Origin of the sequence: Micromonospora sp. LOL_025, assembly GCF_048060285.1 — a bacterium.
In the GTDB taxonomy this organism is placed as follows: domain Bacteria; phylum Actinomycetota; class Actinomycetes; order Mycobacteriales; family Micromonosporaceae; genus Micromonospora.
The window spans coordinates 59,589-77,425 of record NZ_JBHMIR010000024.1 but is presented as its reverse complement, the minus strand read 5'-3'; the positions used below and the strand labels follow the sequence as shown (position 1 = coordinate 77,425).

General features: G+C 74.0%; 20 protein-coding genes. 4 read left to right on the top strand and 16 right to left on the bottom strand.

The features are described from left to right. Positions 1-9 precede the first annotated feature (9 nt). The 4 genes from ACFHW0_RS24365 to recO all read right to left on the bottom strand — a co-directional run bounded on the left by ACFHW0_RS24365 (position 10) and on the right by recO (position 2,344). Entirely contained in the window at positions 10-231 is a 222-nt protein-coding gene (locus ACFHW0_RS24365; protein ID WP_416611119.1) for a thioredoxin reductase, read from the bottom strand. A 208-nt stretch (positions 232-439) separates the two neighbouring features. After that, on the bottom strand, positions 440-625 hold the full coding sequence (locus ACFHW0_RS24360) for a hypothetical protein (protein ID WP_311413809.1): 186 nt from the start codon (positions 623-625) through the stop codon (positions 440-442). 64 nt (positions 626-689) lie between these two features. Then, entirely contained in the window at positions 690-1,493 is an 804-nt protein-coding gene (locus ACFHW0_RS24355) for an isoprenyl transferase (protein WP_121400234.1), read from the bottom strand. 8 nt (positions 1,494-1,501) lie between these two features. Then, positions 1,502-2,344, bottom strand: coding sequence for a DNA repair protein RecO (gene recO, locus ACFHW0_RS24350; RefSeq protein WP_416611117.1), 843 nt, complete (start codon positions 2,342-2,344; stop codon positions 1,502-1,504). 100 nt (positions 2,345-2,444) lie between these two features. On the opposite strand from recO, the gene ACFHW0_RS24345 reads away from it, so the two are divergent. Next, on the top strand, positions 2,445-3,275 hold the full coding sequence (locus tag ACFHW0_RS24345) for a DUF4097 family beta strand repeat-containing protein (RefSeq protein WP_416611115.1): 831 nt from the start codon (positions 2,445-2,447) through the stop codon (positions 3,273-3,275). Here the strand turns inward: ACFHW0_RS24345 and ACFHW0_RS24340 are convergent. From ACFHW0_RS24340 to ACFHW0_RS24305, 8 genes are all read right to left on the bottom strand, one after another. Further along, positions 3,262-4,419: an acyltransferase family protein gene (locus ACFHW0_RS24340; RefSeq protein WP_416611113.1), complete on the bottom strand. Its 1,158-nt coding sequence runs from the start codon at positions 4,417-4,419 to the stop codon at positions 3,262-3,264. The two genes, ACFHW0_RS24345 and ACFHW0_RS24340, sit on opposite strands and share 14 nt — an antisense overlap. A 176-nt stretch (positions 4,420-4,595) precedes the next feature. Beyond that, complete coding sequence (era, locus tag ACFHW0_RS24335) at positions 4,596-5,492, bottom strand: GTPase Era (protein WP_121400230.1); 897 nt, start codon at positions 5,490-5,492, stop codon at positions 4,596-4,598. Beyond that, positions 5,489-5,875 carry a cytidine deaminase gene (locus ACFHW0_RS24330; RefSeq protein WP_101412356.1) on the bottom strand — a complete coding sequence of 129 codons (387 nt, stop codon included), beginning with the start codon at positions 5,873-5,875 and terminating at the stop codon, positions 5,489-5,491. Before ACFHW0_RS24330 ends, era begins: the two co-directional genes overlap by 4 nt. Continuing rightward, positions 5,868-7,280, bottom strand: a complete 1,413-nt coding sequence (locus tag ACFHW0_RS24325; protein WP_416611151.1) for a hemolysin family protein — start codon at positions 7,278-7,280, stop codon at positions 5,868-5,870. The genes ACFHW0_RS24330 and ACFHW0_RS24325 overlap by 8 nt, the downstream gene beginning before the upstream one ends. Beyond that, entirely contained in the window at positions 7,256-7,729 is a 474-nt protein-coding gene (gene ybeY / locus ACFHW0_RS24320; RefSeq protein ID WP_121400228.1) for an rRNA maturation RNase YbeY, read from the bottom strand. The genes ACFHW0_RS24325 and ybeY overlap by 25 nt, the downstream gene beginning before the upstream one ends. Positions 7,730-7,744: 15 nt before the next feature. Then, positions 7,745-8,800 carry a PhoH family protein gene (locus tag ACFHW0_RS24315; RefSeq protein ID WP_311413805.1) on the bottom strand — a complete coding sequence of 352 codons (1,056 nt, stop codon included), beginning with the start codon at positions 8,798-8,800 and terminating at the stop codon, positions 7,745-7,747. A gap of 216 nt (positions 8,801-9,016) precedes the next feature. Beyond that, entirely contained in the window at positions 9,017-10,393 is a 1,377-nt protein-coding gene (locus ACFHW0_RS24310) for a serine hydrolase domain-containing protein (RefSeq protein WP_416611109.1), read from the bottom strand. After that, positions 10,390-10,749 carry a histidine triad nucleotide-binding protein gene (locus tag ACFHW0_RS24305; RefSeq protein WP_088998892.1) on the bottom strand — a complete coding sequence of 120 codons (360 nt, stop codon included), beginning with the start codon at positions 10,747-10,749 and terminating at the stop codon, positions 10,390-10,392. The genes ACFHW0_RS24310 and ACFHW0_RS24305 overlap by 4 nt, the downstream gene beginning before the upstream one ends. Positions 10,750-10,844: 95 nt before the next feature. On the opposite strand from ACFHW0_RS24305, the gene ACFHW0_RS24300 reads away from it, so the two are divergent. Further along, the gene (locus tag ACFHW0_RS24300; RefSeq protein WP_416611107.1) at positions 10,845-11,606 is read left to right on the top strand and encodes an SDR family NAD(P)-dependent oxidoreductase; all 762 of its coding nucleotides are present in this window, start codon (positions 10,845-10,847) and stop codon (positions 11,604-11,606) included. Positions 11,607-11,731: 125 nt separating this feature from the next. Here ACFHW0_RS24300 and ACFHW0_RS24295 read toward each other — a convergent pair whose 3' ends face one another. From ACFHW0_RS24295 to hrcA, 3 genes are all read right to left on the bottom strand, one after another. Continuing rightward, on the bottom strand, positions 11,732-12,466 hold the full coding sequence (locus ACFHW0_RS24295; protein ID WP_416611105.1) for a 16S rRNA (uracil(1498)-N(3))-methyltransferase: 735 nt from the start codon (positions 12,464-12,466) through the stop codon (positions 11,732-11,734). A gap of 48 nt (positions 12,467-12,514) precedes the next feature. Further along, positions 12,515-13,660: a molecular chaperone DnaJ gene (gene dnaJ / locus ACFHW0_RS24290; protein WP_192581261.1), complete on the bottom strand. Its 1,146-nt coding sequence runs from the start codon at positions 13,658-13,660 to the stop codon at positions 12,515-12,517. A 73-nt stretch (positions 13,661-13,733) separates the two neighbouring features. After that, entirely contained in the window at positions 13,734-14,756 is a 1,023-nt protein-coding gene (gene hrcA / locus ACFHW0_RS24285) for a heat-inducible transcriptional repressor HrcA (RefSeq protein WP_416611103.1), read from the bottom strand. 242 nt (positions 14,757-14,998) lie between these two features. Here hrcA and ACFHW0_RS24280 point away from each other — a divergent pair, with 242 nt between their 5' ends. Beyond that, positions 14,999-15,661 (top strand): DUF4870 domain-containing protein, encoded by a 663-nt coding sequence (locus ACFHW0_RS24280; RefSeq protein ID WP_416611101.1) that lies wholly within the window; start codon positions 14,999-15,001, stop codon positions 15,659-15,661. A gap of 40 nt (positions 15,662-15,701) precedes the next feature. Here the strand turns inward: ACFHW0_RS24280 and hemW are convergent, their stop codons facing one another. Then, on the bottom strand, positions 15,702-16,925 hold the full coding sequence (gene hemW / locus ACFHW0_RS24275; RefSeq protein ID WP_416611099.1) for a radical SAM family heme chaperone HemW: 1,224 nt from the start codon (positions 16,923-16,925) through the stop codon (positions 15,702-15,704). Between the two features lie 20 nt (positions 16,926-16,945). On the opposite strand from hemW, the gene ACFHW0_RS24270 reads away from it, so the two are divergent. Beyond that, complete coding sequence (locus ACFHW0_RS24270; RefSeq protein WP_416611098.1) at positions 16,946-17,743, top strand: enoyl-CoA hydratase-related protein; 798 nt, start codon at positions 16,946-16,948, stop codon at positions 17,741-17,743. The last annotated feature ends 94 nt before the right edge of the window (positions 17,744-17,837 follow it).

Here is a 17,837-nt window from a genome sequence, read left to right as displayed (position 1 = left end):
CGGGGGCCGTCACCAGGCCCGCTGCCCGGTCTCGGTGGGCGCCCAGGTGAGCGCCGGATCGCCGCTGGCCAGCTCGCCGATCTCCCCGGAGCGCGGCTGCGCCGCGTGGCCGAGTTCCCGGCAGTGCTGCTCGGCGACCCCGGCACAGATCTCGGCCACCCGCGCGCGGACCGGGTCACCGAGGTCGGCGGCGTCCAACGCCACGATCATCTTGTCCCGAAGATCCCGCATCCCCACCCCCGCGACTCACCGCGACCACCCGGCCCCACCCCGACCCTAACCACCCACCCCTGCCACACCCCCCAAAACCCCGAAACCCGACCCGCGGGTCGATCATGCACTTTCGGTGGGCGAAACGGCCCCGGTGCGGGGCTTTCGCGGGGCACCACAACTGCATGATCGGCGAGCGGGTCGGGGGCGGGTCGGGGCGGTGGATCGGTCAGAAGAAGCGGCGACGCTTGGCCTTCTGCGGGCGGAGCATGTCGGCGCCCTTGGTGAGCAGGCGGCTCACCCCGGTCGGGCCGCGGCGGGCCTCCAGCGTGTGGCTGAGCCGGCGCGCGCCCGCCGCCGCCAACGGCACGGCGACGGCCATCATCGCCCACTGGGCAATACGCTTCTGGATCATGTGGGTTCACCTCCGTCGGTGGCTGCTGACCACCGTGGTACCCCGTACGAGCGGGCGGTAAGCCTCAGGCGGGCGGCGGGGCGACCGGGTTGGGCAGCGCGCCGCCGAAGCGGCGGTCCCGCTGCGCGTACAGCTCGCAGGCGTACCAGAGGTGGCGGCGGTCGAAGTCGGGCCAGAGCGTGTCGAGGAAGATCAGCTCGGCGTACGCGGTCTGCCAGAGCAGGAAGTTCGAGATCCGCTCCTCGCCCGAGGGACGCAGGAACAGGTCCACCTCGGGGATCTCCGGGTGGTAGAGGTACTTCGCGACGGTCTTCTCGTTGACCTTCTCCGGGTCCAGCCGGCCCGCCGCCACGTCGCGGGCGATGGCGGCGGCGGCGTCGGCGATCTCGGCCTGACCGCCGTAGTTGACGCAGAACTGGAGGGTCAGCGTCGAGTTCCCCCGGGACATCTCCTCCGCCGTCTGCAACTCGGAGATGACGCTCTTCCAGAGCCGGCCGGCCCGACCGGACCAGACCACCCGCACCCCCAGGTCGACCAGTTGGTCGCGGCGGCGGCGGATGACATCCCGGTTGAAGCCCATCAGGAACCGGACCTCGTCCGGCGAGCGCCGCCAGTTCTCGGTGGAGAAGGCGTACGCCGACAGGTAGGGGATGCCCAGCTCGATGGCGCCCTCGACCGTGTCGAAGAGGGAGAACTCCCCCGCCTCGTGGCCCTTGGTGCGGGGCAGCCCGCGATCCTTGGCCCACCGGCCGTTGCCGTCCATCACCACGGCGACGTGCTTGGGCACCGCGTCGGCGGGCAGCGCCGGCGGGCGGGCGCCCGACGGGTGCGGTGTCGGCGGCACCGGCTCGCGACGCCCGGCCCTCATCGATCGGATCACTCGGTCTTCCCCCTGTTCACGCCGTCCACACCGGCCCCGCTGCCACGCGGCGGCGGGACCGGGCCGGTCGCCGGGGCGCCCCGGTCGACCAGCGGCAGCGAGCGTAGCGCGCGCTCCAGGTGCCACTGCAGGTGTGCCGCGACCAGGCCGCTGCACTCCCGGCGTACGCCGGTCTCGGTGGCGTCGGCGACCCGCCAGTCGCCGCTGGTCAGCGCGGACATCAGGTCGATGGTGGCCGGGGCGGGATGGGCCGCGCCGGGCGGCCGGCAGTCCGGGCAGACCGCGCCCCCGGCCGGTACGGAGAACGCCCGGTGCCGCCCCGGCGTGCCGCAGACGGCGCAGGCGGTCAGCGCCGGCGCCCAACCGGCGAGCGTCATGCCCCGCAGCAGGTACGCGTCGAGCACCAGGGTGGTGGCGTGGCTGCCCTCGGCGAGCGCCCGCAGCGCGCCCAGGGTGAGCTGGAACAGCCGCAGCGACGGCTCCCGTTCGACGGGGGTGAGCCGCTCGGCGGTCTCGGCGATCGCGCTGGCGGCCGTGTAGCGGGAATAGTCGCCGAGGAACCGCTTGCCGTAGAGGTCGATGCCCTCGACCTGGCTGACCGTGTGCAGCGAGCTGCCGAGGTTGCCCTTCGGGTCGCCGGCGAGCTGGAGGTCGACGTGGCCGAACGGCTCCAGCCGGGCACCGAACTTGCTCGTGGTGCGGCGGACTCCCCGGGCCACCGCGCGCAGCCGGCCGTGCCGGCGGGTGAGCAGGGTGATGATCCGGTCGGACTCGCCGAGCTTCTGCACGCGCAGGACCACCGCGTCGTCGCGGTAGAGCTGTCGGCGGTACCCGGCCATCGGACCATTCTCTCTCGGGGTGCGGAATCAGGGTCAGCTCGGGGTGTCGGCACGCGGAACCCCGATGCGTGGGGCGGGCCCCGCCTCGTAGCGTGCTCGCATGGCTCTGCACCGCACCGCCGCCGCGCTCGCTGCGGCCACCACCCTGATCGTCGCCGCCGGGTGCGACAACCTGTCCTTCCGCCGGCTCGACTACGACAACACCGAGGCGGTCCGGATCAACAGCATCCGGGTGCTGCCGGGGGCCGGCGACGTGACCGTCCGCGCCATCGGCGCGCAGGACGAGGTGCGGATCAAGCGGGTGGTGCGCTACCAGGGCGGTCAACCCGACGCGACGTACGAGATCAAGGGCACCGAACTGGTGCTGGACACCGACTGCGGCTCCCGGTGCAGCGTCTCCTACGAGGTCACCGCCCCGGACGGGGTGAGCGTGAAGGGCGAGACCGGCTCCGGTGACGTCGACCTGAGCAGGGTGGGCCCGGTGGAGATGCGGCTCGGCTCGGGCAACATCCGGGTGACCGCCTCCAGCGGCCCCGTCCGCGCGGAGACCGGCTCCGGCAACATCGAGGTGGCCGGTGCCGGCGGTCCCGTCCGCGCCCAGACCGGCTCCGGCAACGTCGAGGTCGACGAGGTCGCCGCCGCGGTCACGCTGCGCACCTCCTCCGGCGACATCACCGGGCACCGCCTCGGCGGCGGGGTGGACGCCGAGGCCGGCTCCGGCGACATCACCGTCGACCTGACGACGCCCGCCTCGGCGCGGGTGCACGCCTCCAGCGGGAACGTCGAGCTGGTCGTGCCGGCGGGCCGCTACCGGGTCCGCTCCAGCACCGACAGCGGCGACGCCGAACTGGGCGTGACCGACGACCCGTCCGCCACGCTGGTGCTCGACCTCTCCACGGGCAGCGGCAACGTGACGGTCACCCAGCGCTGATCTCGACGGTCTCCGGCTCCCGCGCGGCCCGGGGCGCCGGCACCGCCGCCCGCCCACTGACCGGCCCGGCTGCGGCCGGGTGACCGGTGGCCGGTCCGCCGGCCCTGCCGGCGGCGGGCGCGTGGACGGTGGCCGGGGCGGGGCGGGCACGGCCGGGGACCAACTCCGGCGGCCTGCGGGCCGCCACGTCCTCCACCCAGCCGACCAGGGCGGTCACCACCGCGACCAGCGCGAAGACCAACGCCACCCGGATCGCCAGGCCGAGCGGGTCCTGGTGCGACCAGCCCACCACGTCGACCAGCGGGGTGAGCGCCACCACGAAGGGCATGTGCCACAGGTAGACGGTGAGCGCCCGCCGGTTGAACACGGTCACCACCCGGCCGAACGCGGCGCTGCGGTCCACCCAGGGCGCGCTCGCCGGCCCCCGACCGAGCAGCACGAGGACGAAGGCCGCCGACCAGAGGGCGTTGCCCAGGGGGTTGTCGTTCAGGTCGTACCCGCGCGGTCCGGGATGGGTGACGATCCAGGCCGCGCCGGCCGCGGCGAGGGCCAGCGCCACCGGCACCAGCACCCGGTTGGTCAGGCGGCGCAGCATGCCGGCTTGGTGGGCGAAGCCGAGCAGCCAGGCCCCGAAGTAGAGCCCGAACTGGTGCAGCGCCACCGGCAGTGCCGGGAGCAGGCCCAGTTCGGCCGCCGCGAGCAGGGCGTACGGGGCGATCAGGGTGGGCACCGGGGCGCGCCGGAACAGCCAGAGGGCCACCGGCGAGGCGAGCACGAACCAGAGGTAGTCGCGCAGGTACCAGATCACGCTGAGCGCGATCGCGCCCCAGCCGTTGGCCGGCGGGTCGGCGATGGGAAAGAGCCAGAGCAGCACCTTCGGGCTCAGCGGCAACCCGGTGAGCAGCATGGCGGGCACGAAGACGGCGGCGAGCACCCACAGCGACGGCAGCAGGCGCCGCAACCGGCGTACGACCGCCCCCGGTCCCCACCGGTGCAGTGAGGCCGCCATCAGCGAGCCGGCGAGCGCGAACATCACCGACATCGCCGGGAAGACGAGGGTCAGCGTGGCCCAACCGGTGACGTGGTAGACGACGACTCGAACGATGGCCAGGAAGCGGAGCAGGTCCAGGTATCGGTTTCGCATCAGCCTGCATCTATGTCCGGGGATACGGGGGCTGTCCTATCCCCTACCCTCCGGGCCGAGCGCGGCAAACAGAAGGGAACCCACCAGAAGGTGACATCTTCCATACGTCCGACCGATACCGACCATGCGTCGGACGGGCTCGGGGGCCGGGACGCGCCGCGTCCCGGCCCCCGGCGTCAGAAGCCCAGCTTGCGCAGCTGCTTCGGATCCCGCTGCCAGTCCTTCGCCACCCGGACGTGCAGGTCGAGGTAGACCCGGGTGCCGAGCAGCTCCTCGATCTGCCGGCGGGCGGTGGTGCCGACGTGCTTGAGCCGGCTCGCCCGGTGCCCAATCACGATCGCCTTCTGGCTGGGCCGCTCGACGTACACGTCGGCGTAGATCTTCATGAGCTGCCCCTCGGGGACCATCTCCTCGACGACCACCGCGATGGAGTGCGGCAGCTCGTCGCGGACGCCCTCCAGGGCGGCCTCGCGGATCAGCTCGGCGACCAGCACCTGCTCCGGGTCGTCGGTGAGCATGTCGTCCGGGTAGAGCTGCGGCGACTCGGGCAGGTAGCCGGTCATCACGTCGACCAGGACGTCGACCTGGTGCCCGGAGACGGCGCTGACCGGCACCACCTCGGCGAACTCGCCCAGCTCGCTGACCGCGAGCAGCTGCTCGGCCAGCCGCTTGCGGTCCACCAGGTCGGTCTTCGTGACCACCGCCAGCACGGTGGCCTTCAGCTCGGCCAGCTCGCCGGTGATGAACCGGTCGCCCCGCCCGATGGGCTCGTCCGCCGGGATGCAGAGGCCGATGACGTCGACCTCGCTCCAGGTCTGCCGGACCAGGTCGTTGAGGCGCTCGCCGAGCAGCGTACGGGGGCGGTGCAGGCCCGGGGTGTCGACCAGCACGAGCTGGGACTCCGGGCGGTGCAGGACGGCCCGGATGATGTGCCTGGTCGTCTGCGGCTTGTTCGAGGTGATGGCGATCTTCTGCCCGACGATCGCGTTGGTCAGCGTCGACTTGCCGGCGTTCGGCCGGCCGACGAAACAGGCGAATCCGGCCCGGTAGGGGCGCGGCTGGAGATCACTCACTCGACCACCGTGCCCAGGACGGACCCGTCCGGGGCGGCCACGTGGATCGGCGCGTCCGCGGCGAGGTCGCGTACCGCCGCGTGCCCCGCACCGTCCAGCGTCGACGCCTCGGTGACCACCACGGCGGCCTCCAGCCGGGTCGCGCCGGCCGCCACCGCGGACGCCACCGCGAGCTGGAGCGCGGTGATCGTCAACGAGGGCAGCGAGACGCTGGCCGCGGCGTACGTCCGACCGTCCTGGTCGCGGACCGCCGCGCCCTCCACGGCGCCCACCCGGCCACGCGCGCCCCGCGCCAGGACGACCAGCTTGCCGTCCTCGGCGCTCAGCTCGACCGGGTCGGACGGGGTGGGCCGGGCGGCCGGTACGGCGGGTGACTCAGGCATCGGCGGGTTGCCTCTCCTCGGATCGGTTCGTGTCGTCCCGGGGCTCGGCGTGCTCGCCACGACCCGGGCCGTTCTGTGTGTCGGTCGACTCCGCACGGCTCACCAGCACGGTGTCGATCCGGTTGCGCCGGCCGGTGGTGCCCTCGGCGATCAGCTGGAGTCCGGCGACCTCGACCTGCGCCCCGGGGATCGGGACCCGGCCCAGGGACTGGGCGAGCAGGCCGCCGACGGTCTCCACCTCGTCGGTGGGCAGGTCGGTGTCGAACAGCTCGCCCAGGTCCTCCACCGGGAGCCGCGCGGTGACCCGCACCGCCCCGTCGTCGAGGTGCTCGACCGGCGGGCGCTCGACATCGTACTCGTCGGTGATCTCACCGACGATCTCCTCCAGGATGTCCTCGATGGTTACCAGCCCGCCGGTGCCGCCGTACTCGTCGACGACGATGACCAGGTGGTTGCGGGCGGCCTGCATCTCCGAGAGCAGGTCGTCGACCGGCTTGGACTCGGGCACGAAGGTGGCGGGGCGCATCAGCTCGGCGACCGGGAGCTGCCGGTCCTCCGGGGCGCCGCCCTGGGTGCGCCGGATCAGGTCCTTGAGGTAGAGCACGCCGAGCACGTCGTCGACGCTCTCGCCGATGACCGGGATCCGGGAGAAGCCGGAGCGCAGGAAGAGCGCCAACGCCTGGGAGAGCGTCTTGCGCTCCTCGATCCACACCATCTCGGTACGCGGCACCATCACCTCCCGGGCGATGGTGTCGCCGAGCGCGAAGACCGAGTGGATCATCTGCCGCTCGCCGTGCTCCACGACGCCGCGCTGCTCGGCCAGGTCGACCAGCTCGCGCAGCTCCACCTGGGTGGCGAACGGACCCTCCCGGAAGCCCCGCCCCGGGGTGACCGCGTTGCCGATCAGGATCAGCAGCGAGGCGAGCGGGTTGAGCGCCCGGCCCAGCCAGCGGACCAGCGGGGCGACGGAGCGCCCGACCACGTACGCGTGCTGCCGGCCGATGGTCCGGGGGCCGACCCCGACCACCACGAAGCTGATCACGGTCATCGCGCCGGCGGTGACCAGTGCCGCGCGCCAGCCCGCGCCGAAGGTGTCGACCGCGACCAGCGCCACCAGGGTGGTGGCGGTCAGCTCGGCGAGCAGCCGCAGCAGGAGCAGGAGGTTGAGGTGGCGGACCACGTCCCCGGCGACGGCCTGGAGCGTCCGCGCGCCCCGCGCGCCGTCGCGGGCCAGCTCGGCGGCGCGGGCGGGCGAGACCGCGGCGAGGGCCGCCTCGGTCATGGCGATGAGGCCGGCAAGCACCACGAGGCCGGCTGCGAAGACCAGCAGTTGCAGGTCGGGCAGGCCGGTGGCGCCGGCCGCCAGTGTCGGGGTGGTCATCACCGGGACCGGGTCGACCGCCAGCTCGCCAGCAGCCGGGCCTGGAGGGCGAACATCTCCCGCTCCTCCTCCGGCTCGGCGTGGTCGTAGCCGAGCAGGTGCAGCACGCCGTGCACGGTGAGCAGGTGCAGCTCGTCGGCGGGGGCGTGCCCGGCGGTGGCCGCCTGCTTGGCCGCCACCTCCGGGCAGAGCACGATGTCGCCGAGCAGCGCGGGCTCGCCACCGGCGGCGGACGTCTCGCCGGGCCCGTGGTCGACGCTGCCCTCGTCCATGGGGAAGGCGAGCACGTCGGTCGGGCCGTCGCCGCCCATCCACCGGTGGTTGAGCTCGGTCATGTAGTCGATGTCGACCAGCAGCACGGAGAGCTCGGCGAGGGGGTTGACCCCCATCTCGTCGAGGGCGTGCCGGGCCACGGCGAGCACGGCGTCGGTGTCGACGTCGACACCCGACTCGTTGGCGATCTCGATGGACAACAGTCTTCCCTCGGTCTAGCGGCGCCGGCCGGCCCGGCCGCCCTGGGCGGACCGCCCCGGCACGGCGTGCACGCTCTGCGCCTGCTGGTTCTCCCGCTCGTCCCAGCGGGCGTACGCGTCGACGATCTCCCCGACCAGCCGGTGGCGGACCACGTCGGAGCTGGAGAGCTCGGCGAAGTGCACGTCCTCGACGTTTTCCAGGATCTCCCGGACCACCCGCAGGCCGCTGGTCGTGCCGCCGGGGAGGTCCACCTGGGTGACGTCACCGGTGACGACGATCTTGGAATTGAAGCCGAGCCGGGTGAGGAACATCTTCATCTGCTCGGGCGTGGTGTTCTGCGCCTCGTCGAGGATGATGAACGCGTCGTTGAGGGTACGCCCCCGCATGTACGCCAGCGGCGCGACCTCGATCGTGCCCGCCGCCATCAGCTTGGGGATGGAATCCGGGTCGAGCATGTCGTGCAGCGCGTCGTAGAGCGGGCGCAGGTAGGGGTCGATCTTCTCGTTGAGCGTGCCGGGCAGGAAGCCGAGCCGCTCCCCCGCCTCGACCGCCGGCCGGGTCAGGATGATCCGGTTGACCTGCTTGGCCTGCAACGCCTGGACGGCCTTCGCCATCGCCAGGTAGGTCTTGCCGGTGCCGGCGGGGCCGATGCCGAAGACGATGGTGTGCGCGTCGATCGCGTCGACGTAGCGCTTCTGCCCCAGCGTCTTGGGACGGATGGTGCGACCGCGTCGGGAGAGGATGTTGAGCGTCAGGACCTCGGCGGGCCGCTCGGCGCCGCCCTGCTCGAGCATGCCGACGGTACGCCGGACGGCGTCAGTGGTCAGGGTCTCGCCTTTCTCGATGAGTTCCAGCAGCTCGCTGAAGATCCGCTCGGCGAGGGCGTTGTCCGCGGGGGCGCCGGTGATGGTGATCTCGTTGCCCCGGACGTGCACGTCGCTGTCGACCGAGCGCTCGACCAGTCGCAGGATCTCGTCACCCGCGCCGAGCAGGTTGACCATGATCTTGGAATCCGGGACGGTGATCCTGGTCTGCACCCGGGGCGGGCCGGGAGGTGGGGTGCCGGTCATAGGTCGGGCCGAGGGGCCCTGCGCCACCTGCTCTCGATCTCGGCGCCGGCCTGCTGGCGCGACGCGCTGACGTTCCTGCCATCTTATCTTTCCAACAGCGGTGGCACCCTGCCCATTTCCGCGCGTGGGGCACGAGCGGACCGGTCACCCCGTCCCCGGCAGGGGCGGACCGGACGGGGCGGCTCCCCGGCCCCGCCCCGTCCGGTCGCGCGCCCGTCAGGAGCCGGCGCGGAAGTCGTACCGCTCGAAGGTCTCCTGGTGCCGGGTGAACCGGTAGGTCGCCCAGTGCATCAGGACCACCGTGCCGCGCTCGTCCCGGGTCAGCCGGAGCAGCTCCCCCGCCTCCCGGCCGGAGACCGTGCGGAACACGTCCGGTCGCTCCGGCAACGGGACGAAGACCGACGGCGGCTTGCCGGCCGGATCGTCGGCGCCCCGGGCCCGCAGCTCGCCGTCGTGCCAGGAGAAGACGTACTCGAAACCCTCCCCCCACCAGCGGCCGAGCAGCCCGCGTACGCCCTCCGGGGCGGGCGGGCCCGGCTGCCACGGCGTGACGTCGGCGGGATCGTGCTCGACCGCGGCGGCCAGCAGCCGGTGCGGCAGGTCGAGCACCTCGCCGGCGGTGCCGGAGGAGCCGAGCACCGCGACCCCCATGGCGCCGGGGGTGCCCTCCCCGCCCCGCCGGCCGTAGACGCCGGCGAGGAATCCGGGCATCGCGCCGTCATGGCCGACGTGCATGATCCGCTTGCCCTGCGGCACCAGGATCAGCCCCAGCCCGAAGCCGCCGGCCCAGAGCGTCTCGTCGGTGACCGTCGCCGGCCAGCGCATCTCGTCGAGCGTGGCCGGGGCGAGCACGGCGCCGGCCGGGTCCAGCGCCGCCGGATCGGCGAGGAAGGCCGCCCAGCGGGCCATGTCGGAGGCGGTGCTCCAGAGCTGCGCCGCCGGACCGAGCGCCCCGAAGTCGGTCGGCGGCTCGGGGTGCGCCTCGTCCGAGTAGGCGTCGACCAGGAACCCCGTCGCGGCGTGCGGCCCGGGCGTCGTCGAGGTCCCGGCCAGCCCCAGCGGGGTCAGCACCCGCTCGCCGAGCACCTCCGCCCAGGTGCCGCCCCGCAGGTGGCCGACGAGCCGGCCGAGCAGCGCCATGCCCAGGTTCGAGTAGTGGTAGCGGCGGGCCGGGGGCAGCACCCGCTCGGCCCGGGCCAGGTCGGCGACCAGCCCGTCGACGTCCGGCGCGCGCAGGGTGTCCCAGACGTCGCCGTACGGCTCGCGTTGCAGGCCGGCGGTGTGCGACAGCAGCCGGCGCACCGTCAGCTCGCCGTGGGCCGGCAGGTCCAGGTGCCGGCCCAACGGGTCGTCCAGGTCCAGCAGGCCGTCGTCGCGGCACTGGAGCGTCAGCACGGCGGTGAACGTCTTCGTGACCGACCCGATCCGGAACCGGGTGCCCGGCCCCAGCTCGGTGTCGTTGCCGGTCCCACCGACGGCGCACGTCCAGATGGGGCGGTCCGCGCGGTGCAGGGCCGCCGACACCGCCGGCACCCGGGCCTGCGCCTGGACCGTGCGCACCAGCCGGGACAGGCGGTCCTCGATCACCGTCACGCGAGGTTCCGGGCCAGCATCGGGCCCAGTGGCGCCCCGCCGAGCACGTGCGCGTGCACGTGGAAGACCTCTTGGCCGCCGTACGCGCCGGTGTTGAACATCAGCCGGAAGCCGTCGCCGAGCAGTCCCTCGTCCTCGGCCACCGCGGCGGCCGTGGCGAGCACCTCCCCGGCCAGCGCGGGATCGCCCTGGGCGAGCGTCGCCACGTCGGCGTAGTGCTCCTTCGGGATGACCAGCACGTGCACCGGCGCCTTCGGGTCGATGTCGCGGAAGGCGAGCGTGGTGGCGGTTTCCCGGACGATCGTGGCCGGGATCTCCCCGGCGACGATCCGGCAGAACAGGCAGTCGGTTCCCATCGGGGCAGTGTAAGGAAGGGCGCCTCGTCGACGCCCGCGCCGCGGGAGGGGACCCTTCCCGACGGCGGACGGATTGGCCGGGCATGATGGCCGGCGTGACTTCACGGGCGGTACTGGTGACGGGGGCCTCGCGCGGCATCGGGCGGGCGGTGGCGACCGCGTTCGCGGCAGGCGGCGACCGGGTGGCGATCCACCACCGGGACTCGGCGGAGCTGGCCGAGCGGCTACGCGCCGAACTGCCCGGTGAGGGGCACGTGGTGGTCCGCGCCGACCTCACCGACCCGGATGCCGTACGGGCCATGGTCGACGAGGCCGCCGACCTGCTCGGCGGGCTCGACGTGCTGGTCAACAACGCCGGGGTGTACGGCGAGCGGGACGCCCCGCACCCGGTCTTCGGCGCCTCCTACGAGCAGTGGCGCGCGCGGTGGCGGCAGGTGCTGGAGACCAACCTGACCGGGGCGGGCAACGTCATCTGGTGCGCCGCGCAGCACATGCGCGACCGGGGCGGCCGGATCGTCAACGTCTCCTCCCGGGGAGCGTTCCGCGGCGAGCCGGAGCAGCCGGCGTACGGGGCGAGCAAGGCGGGGCTGAACGCGCTGGGGCAGTCGCTGGCGGTGGCCCTCGCCCCGTACGGCATCACGATCGCGACGGTCGCCCCGGGCTTCGTGGAGACCGACATGACCACCGGACACCTGAGCGGGGAGCGGGGCGCCGCCATCCGGGCGCAGAGCCCGTTCAACCGGGTGGCCCGCCCCGAGGAGATCGCCGCCGCCGTGCACTGGCTCGCCTCCCCCCAGGCGGAGTGGGCCTCCGGCACCATCGTCGACCTCAACGGCGCGTCCTACCTCCGCACCTGACCCCCGTCAGGTCCCGGCGATCATGCAGTTGTGGTGCCTGACCGAGGGTGCGAAGACGCACATCTTGCCCACCACAACTGCATGATCGACGCGGGCTGGGGTGCGGACACGGCGCGACGCGGCGGTCACCAGTGGTTGAGGCGGGTGGCCAGGACCGCCAGGGCGGCCACGCCGGCGGTGGAGGTACGCAGCACCGAGGGGCCCAGGCGCACGGGGCGGGCGCCGGCCTCGGTGAAGGCGGTCAGCTCGGCCGGGGCGATGCCGCCCTCCGGGCCGACGACCAGCACGAGCTCACCGGCGGCGGGCAGCTCGACGGTGGTCAGCCGCTCACCCGCCTCCTCGTGCAGGACGAACGCCGCGGCGGCGCCGGCGATCCGCTGGGCCACCCGGGTCGTCGACTCGTCGGGGGCGCCGGCCACCACCGGCAGCCACGACCGACGGGCCTGCTTCGCCGCCTCCCGGGCCGTGGCAACCCACTTCTCCCGCGCCCGTACGCCCCGGTCGCCGCGCCACTGGGTCACCGAGCGGGACGCCGCCCAGGGCACGATCTCGTCCACCCCGACCTCGGTCATCGCCTGCACGGCCAGCTCGCCCCGGTCTCCCTTGGCGATGCCCTGCACCACCACGAGACGGGGGACGGACGCGTCGACGTACCCCCGGGAGGTGACCTCGAGGTCGAGGGTGCCCCGGCCGACGGCCGTGATCACCGCGGACGCGGTGCCGCCCCGGCCGTCGGCGAGCAGCAACTCCTCGCCGACGCGCAGCCGCTGCACGGTGGCGGCGTGGTGCCCCTCGGGGCCGCCCAGGGTGAGCTGGTCGGCGGTGGGCAGCGACTCGACCAGGAACAGCGGCGCGGACACGACGATCAGGCTAGCCGCCCCGGCGGGCGCCGGGGCGGTCAGGCCCGGTCAGGCGTGGCCGTTGAAGGCGTCGCGCATCCGGGAGAAGAAGCCGCCCTGCTTGGTGAGCTCGGCGACCTCCTCGCCCCGGGTCTTGGCGAAGTCGCGCAGCATCTTCTCCTGGTCGGCGTCGAGCTTGGTGGGGGTGCGCACGTCGAGGTGGACGTAGAGGTCACCCCGGCCGGTGCCGCGCAGGTGCGGCACGCCCCGGGCGCGCAGCCGCAGCGTGCTGCCCGGCTGGGTGCCGGCCTTGACGTCGACCGTCTCCTCGCTGTCCAGCGTCTTGATGGTCAGCCGGGTGCCGAGGGCCGCCGCGGTCATCGGCACCGTGACCCGGCAGTGCAGGTCGTCGCCCTTGCGGGAGTAGACGTCGTGCGGCCGCTCGTGGATCTCCACGTAGAGGTCGCCGGCCGTGCCGCCGCCCGGGCCGACCTCGCCCTGCTGGGCGAGGCGGATGCGCATGCCGTCCTCGACACCGGCCGGGATCTTGACGGTCAGCGAGCGTCGGGTGCGGACGCGGCCGTCGCCGGCGCAGGTCGGGCACGGGTGCGGGATGGTGGTGCCGTAGCCCTGGCAGACCGTGCACGGCCGGGCGGAGACCACCTGACCGAGGAAGGTGCGCTGCACGGACTGCACCTCGCCCCGGCCGGCGCACGCCTCGCAGGTGGCCAGGTGGGTGCCGGCCGCCGTGCCGGCGCCGGAGCAGGTGGTGCAGAGCACGGCGGTGTCGACGGTGATCGGCGCCTCGACGCCGAACGCGGTCTCGTGCAGGTCCAGCTCCAGCCGCAGGATCGCGTCGGCGCCGGGCCGGGTCCGCGGTCGCGGACCCCGCGAACCGCCGGCCGCGCCGCCGAAGAAGGCGTCCATGATGTCCTGGAAGCCGACGAACGGTCCGGCGCCGCCGGGGCCGCCCGGGCCACCCGCGCCCCCGCCGCCGGGGGCGAGCGGGTCGCCGCCCAGGTCGACGATCTGCCGTTTCCGGTCGTCCGAGAGGACCTCGTACGCGGCGTTGATGTCCTTGAACTTCTCCTGTGCCTCCGGATCCGGATTCACGTCCGGGTGGAACTGCCGCGCCAACTTGCGGTAGGCGCGCTTGATCTCGTCGTCGGAGGCTTCCCGGCTCACCCCGAGAATGCCGTAGTAGTCCCTGGCCACTGCGTTCCGTGTCCTCATGTTCGTCTCGCGTTGCGCCGGTCGGCGGCCGGAGCCGGCCGTCGGCCCTGACTGGTCAGTTCTGGGCCAGCAGCTCGCCCACGTAGCGTGCCACGGCCCGCACCGTGGCGATGGTGCCGGGGTAGTCCATCCGGGTCGGCCCCAGCACGCCGAGGCCGCCGACGCTGGTCGCGCCCGGCCCGTAGCCGGTGCTGACCACCGAGGCGGCGCGCAGGTTGTCGATCTCGTTCTCGTCGCCGATCAGCACCCGCGTCGTGCTCGGCTCCGCCTCGCCGATGAGCTTGAGCATGACGACCTCCTCCTCCAGCGCCTCCAGGATCGGACGCAGGGAGCCCTGGAAGTCGAGCAGGCCGCCCCGGGTGAGGTTGGCCGTGCCGGCCAGCGCGATCCGCTCCTCGTGCCGCTCGATCAGCGTCTCCAGCAGCACGGTGGAGAGGGTGGTCATCGCCGGCCGCAGGTGCGGCAGCGACTCCTCGACCAGCGCCTGCACCAGCGGCGGGGTCTCCGACAGCCGGGTGCCGACCAGCTTCTCGTTGACCAGCCGGCGCAGGTCCGTGACGTCGTCGGCGGGGATCGGCACGGGCAGCTCGACCAGCCGCTGCTCGACCCGGCCGGTGTCGGCGATCATGACCAGCATCAGCCGGGTGGTGGAGATCGGCACCAGCTCCAGGTGACGCACCGAGGAGCGGGCCAGGCTCGGGTACTGCACCACGGCGACCTGCCGGGTGAGTTGCGCCAGCAGCCGGACGGTGCGGTGCACCACGTCGTCGAGGTCGACGGCGCCGACCAGGAAACGCTCGATCGCCCGGCGCTCGGCCGGGCTGAGCGGCTTCACCCGGGACAGCCGGTCCACGAAGAGCCGGTAGCCCCGGTCGGTGGGCACCCGGCCGGCGCTGGTGTGCGGCTGGCGGATGTAGCCCTCCTCCTCCAGCACGGCCATGTCGTTGCGGACGGTCGCCGGTGAGACTCCCAGCTGGTGCCGCTCGACCAGCGCCTTGCTGCCGACGGGCTCCTGCGTGGCGACGTAGTCCTCGACGATCGCGCGCAGTACGGCGAGCTTGCGGTCGTCGAGACCCATTCTCCCCACCTCCTGTCGCACGTCGGCCCCGGCACGCGGGGGCCGGGGCGGGCTGCTGGCACTCGACTGTAGCGAGTGCCAGTCTACGTCGGCGGGGCCGCCGGCGCGATGATCGACCTGGGGCGATCAGTCCGATCGGCGACCGCGCGAGGCCGCCCGACGGCCCCGGGGACCGGTCTTCCCGGCGTCCCGGCCGGTGTCACGCTGGTGCCGCCTTGCCGGCTGCCCCTACCGTGACCTCCATGACTGAACCACCTCGCCCTCCCGGAGCGGGGGACCCGGGCTTCCCGCCGGATCCGACCGCTCCGTCGGGGGTTCCCGGCCACGCCGGCTCCGGCGACCCCACCGCACCACTGTCCGGGGCGCCGGGCCCGGGCAGCCATCCTCCACCCGGTGACTATCCACCGCCCACCGGCGACCAGCCGCCGTCGGGCGGCTACCCCCCGCCCGGTGACTATCCCCCGCCCGGCGGCTTCCCTCCGCCCGGCGGCTACGGCCCGCCGGGGGCCGGCTATCCGGCCGGTGGCGGCTACGGACCGCCGACGGGCGGCTACGCCAGCAACGACGACAAGAACTGGGCCCTGATCGCCCACTTCGGCGGCGCGGTCGGCGTGATCGTCGGCGGCGGCCTGCTCGGCTGGCTGGCGCCGCTCATCGCGCTGATGGCCCGGGGGCAGCAGTCGCCGACCGCCCGGGCGCACGCCGTCGCGGCGCTGAACTTCCAGCTGACCTGGACGATCGTCGGGGTGCTGAGCTGGGTGGTCACGCTGATCACCTGCGGGGTGCTGTTCTTCGTCCCGATGCTCGTCTGGCTGGTGCCGCTGATCTTCGGCATCATCGGCGGGGTCAAGGCCAACGAGGGCGTGCTCTACCGCTACCCGATGACCTACGGCTTCACCAGGTGACCCGGGTCGGCCGCTCCCCCGGCCGGCCCCGGCACGCGGTTCAGGGCAGCAGGTCACGGACGACCGCGTCGGCGAGCAGCCGGCCCCGCAGCGTCAGCACGGCCCGACCGGCCGCGTGCTCGTCGGCGGCCAGCAGCCCGCTGGCGAGGGCCCGCGCGGCGCCGGCCCGACCGGCGTCGTCGAGGGCGGCCAGGGGCAGCCCGGAGGCGAGGCGCAGCCGGAGCATGACGTCCTCCATGTGCGCCTCGTCGGCGGTGAGCACCTCGCGGGCCAGGCCGGGCGAACCGCCCGCGGCCAGCCGCTTCGCGTACGTCGTGGGGTGCTTGACGTTCCACCAGCGCACGCCGCCGACGTGGCTGTGCGCCCCCGGGCCGAGGCCCCACCAGTCGGCGCCGGTCCAGTAGAGCAGGTTGTGCCGGCACCGGGCCGCCTCGTCGCGGGCCCAGTTCGACACCTCGTACCAGGACAGACCGGCCGCGCCGAGGGCGGCCTCCGCGGCGAGGTAGCGGTCCGCGGCGACGTCGTCGGAGGGGTACGGCAGCTCGCCGCGCCGCATCCGGGCGGCCAGCCGCGTGCCGTCCTCCACGATCAGGGCGTACGCGCTGACGTGGTCCACCCCGGCGGCGACGACCTGGTCGAGGGAGGCGGCGAAGTCCGCCTCGGTCTCCCCGGGCGTGCCGTAGATCAGGTCCAGGTTGACGTGGTCGAACCCGGCGTCGCGCGCCTCGCGGGCGGCGGCGACGGCCCGGCCGGCGCTGTGCGTACGGTCGAGGATCGCCAGCACCCCCGGCGCGGCGGACTGCATGCCCAGCGAGATCCGGGTGTAGCCGGCGGCCCGCAGCGCCTTCAGCGACTCCGGCGTGACCGACTCCGGGTTGGCCTCGGTCGTGACCTCGGCGCCGGGCGCGAGCCCCCAGGTGCGGTCGATGCCGTCGAGGATCCGGGCCAGGTCGTCGGCGGGGAGCAGGGTCGGGGTGCCGCCGCCGACGAAGACCGTGTCGACCCGGGGCGGCGGGGCGTCGCCCAGCACCCGGCGGGCGAGGGCCAGCTCGGCCAGCACGGTGTCGGCGTAGTCCTCCCGGCCCGCCCCGCCGCCCAGTTCGGCGGCCGTGTACGTGTTGAAGTCGCAGTAGCCGCAGCGGCTGGCGCAGAACGGCACGTGCACGTACACGCCGAAGCCGCGCGCGCCGACGGCTCGGGTGGCGGTGGCGGGCAGCGAGCCGTCGACGGGGACGGTTTCGCCTTCTGGAAGGACGCCGGGCATGGCCACTAGTGTGCCCTTCCATGACCTCTCCCGACGTGCTCGTGCGGGCCGCCACGGCCCGTGGGGTGACCACCCTCACCCTGGACAGCCCGCACAACCGCAACGCGCTCTCCACACCGCTGATGACCCAGCTGCTGGCCGGCCTCGCTGAGGCGGTCGCCGACGACGCCGTACGCGTGATCGTGCTCGACCACACGGGCCCGGTCTTCTGTTCCGGGGCGGACCTGAAGGAGACGGCCGCCGCGTACGCCAGCGGGACCGTGCCGGCCGGGATGCTCGGCGACGTGCTCGCGGCCGTCTGGGAGTGCCCGAAGCCGGTGGTGGCGAAGGTGGCCGGCCCGGCCCGGGCGGGCGGCCTCGGTCTCATCGCGGCGGCGGACCTGGCGGTGTGCGCGCGGGAGGCGACGTTCGCCTTCACCGAGGTGCGGATCGGCGTGGTGCCGGCGGTGATCTCCGCGACCGTGCTGCCCCGCCTGCACCCCCGCGCGGCGGCCGAGCTCTACCTGACCGGCGACACCTTCGACGGCCGGCGGGCGGCCGAGATCGGCCTCGTCACCGCCGCCGTGCCGGCGGACGGACTGGACGCGGCGGTTGCGGGGTACTGCGACTCTCTGGTGCGGGGGGCACCGGGGGCGCTGGCCGGGGCGAAGCAGTTGCTGCGCCGGCCGCCCGCCGCGGACCTGCGGACGGAGATCGCCGGCCTGTCCACCCTCTCGACCGGGTACTTCCTGTCGGAGGAGGGACGCGAGGGCGTCCTGGCGTTCCGGGAGAAGCGGCCGGCGAGCTGGCTGCCCGCCGCCGAGGGCGCCGACCGGTAACGCCGGGCGCGCGTCGCGTCGGACGGTCGTGGAGAACCGGTCGGACGACCCGGGAGGCACCACGAGGGACGTACGCTTGTCGGACTGTCGATCA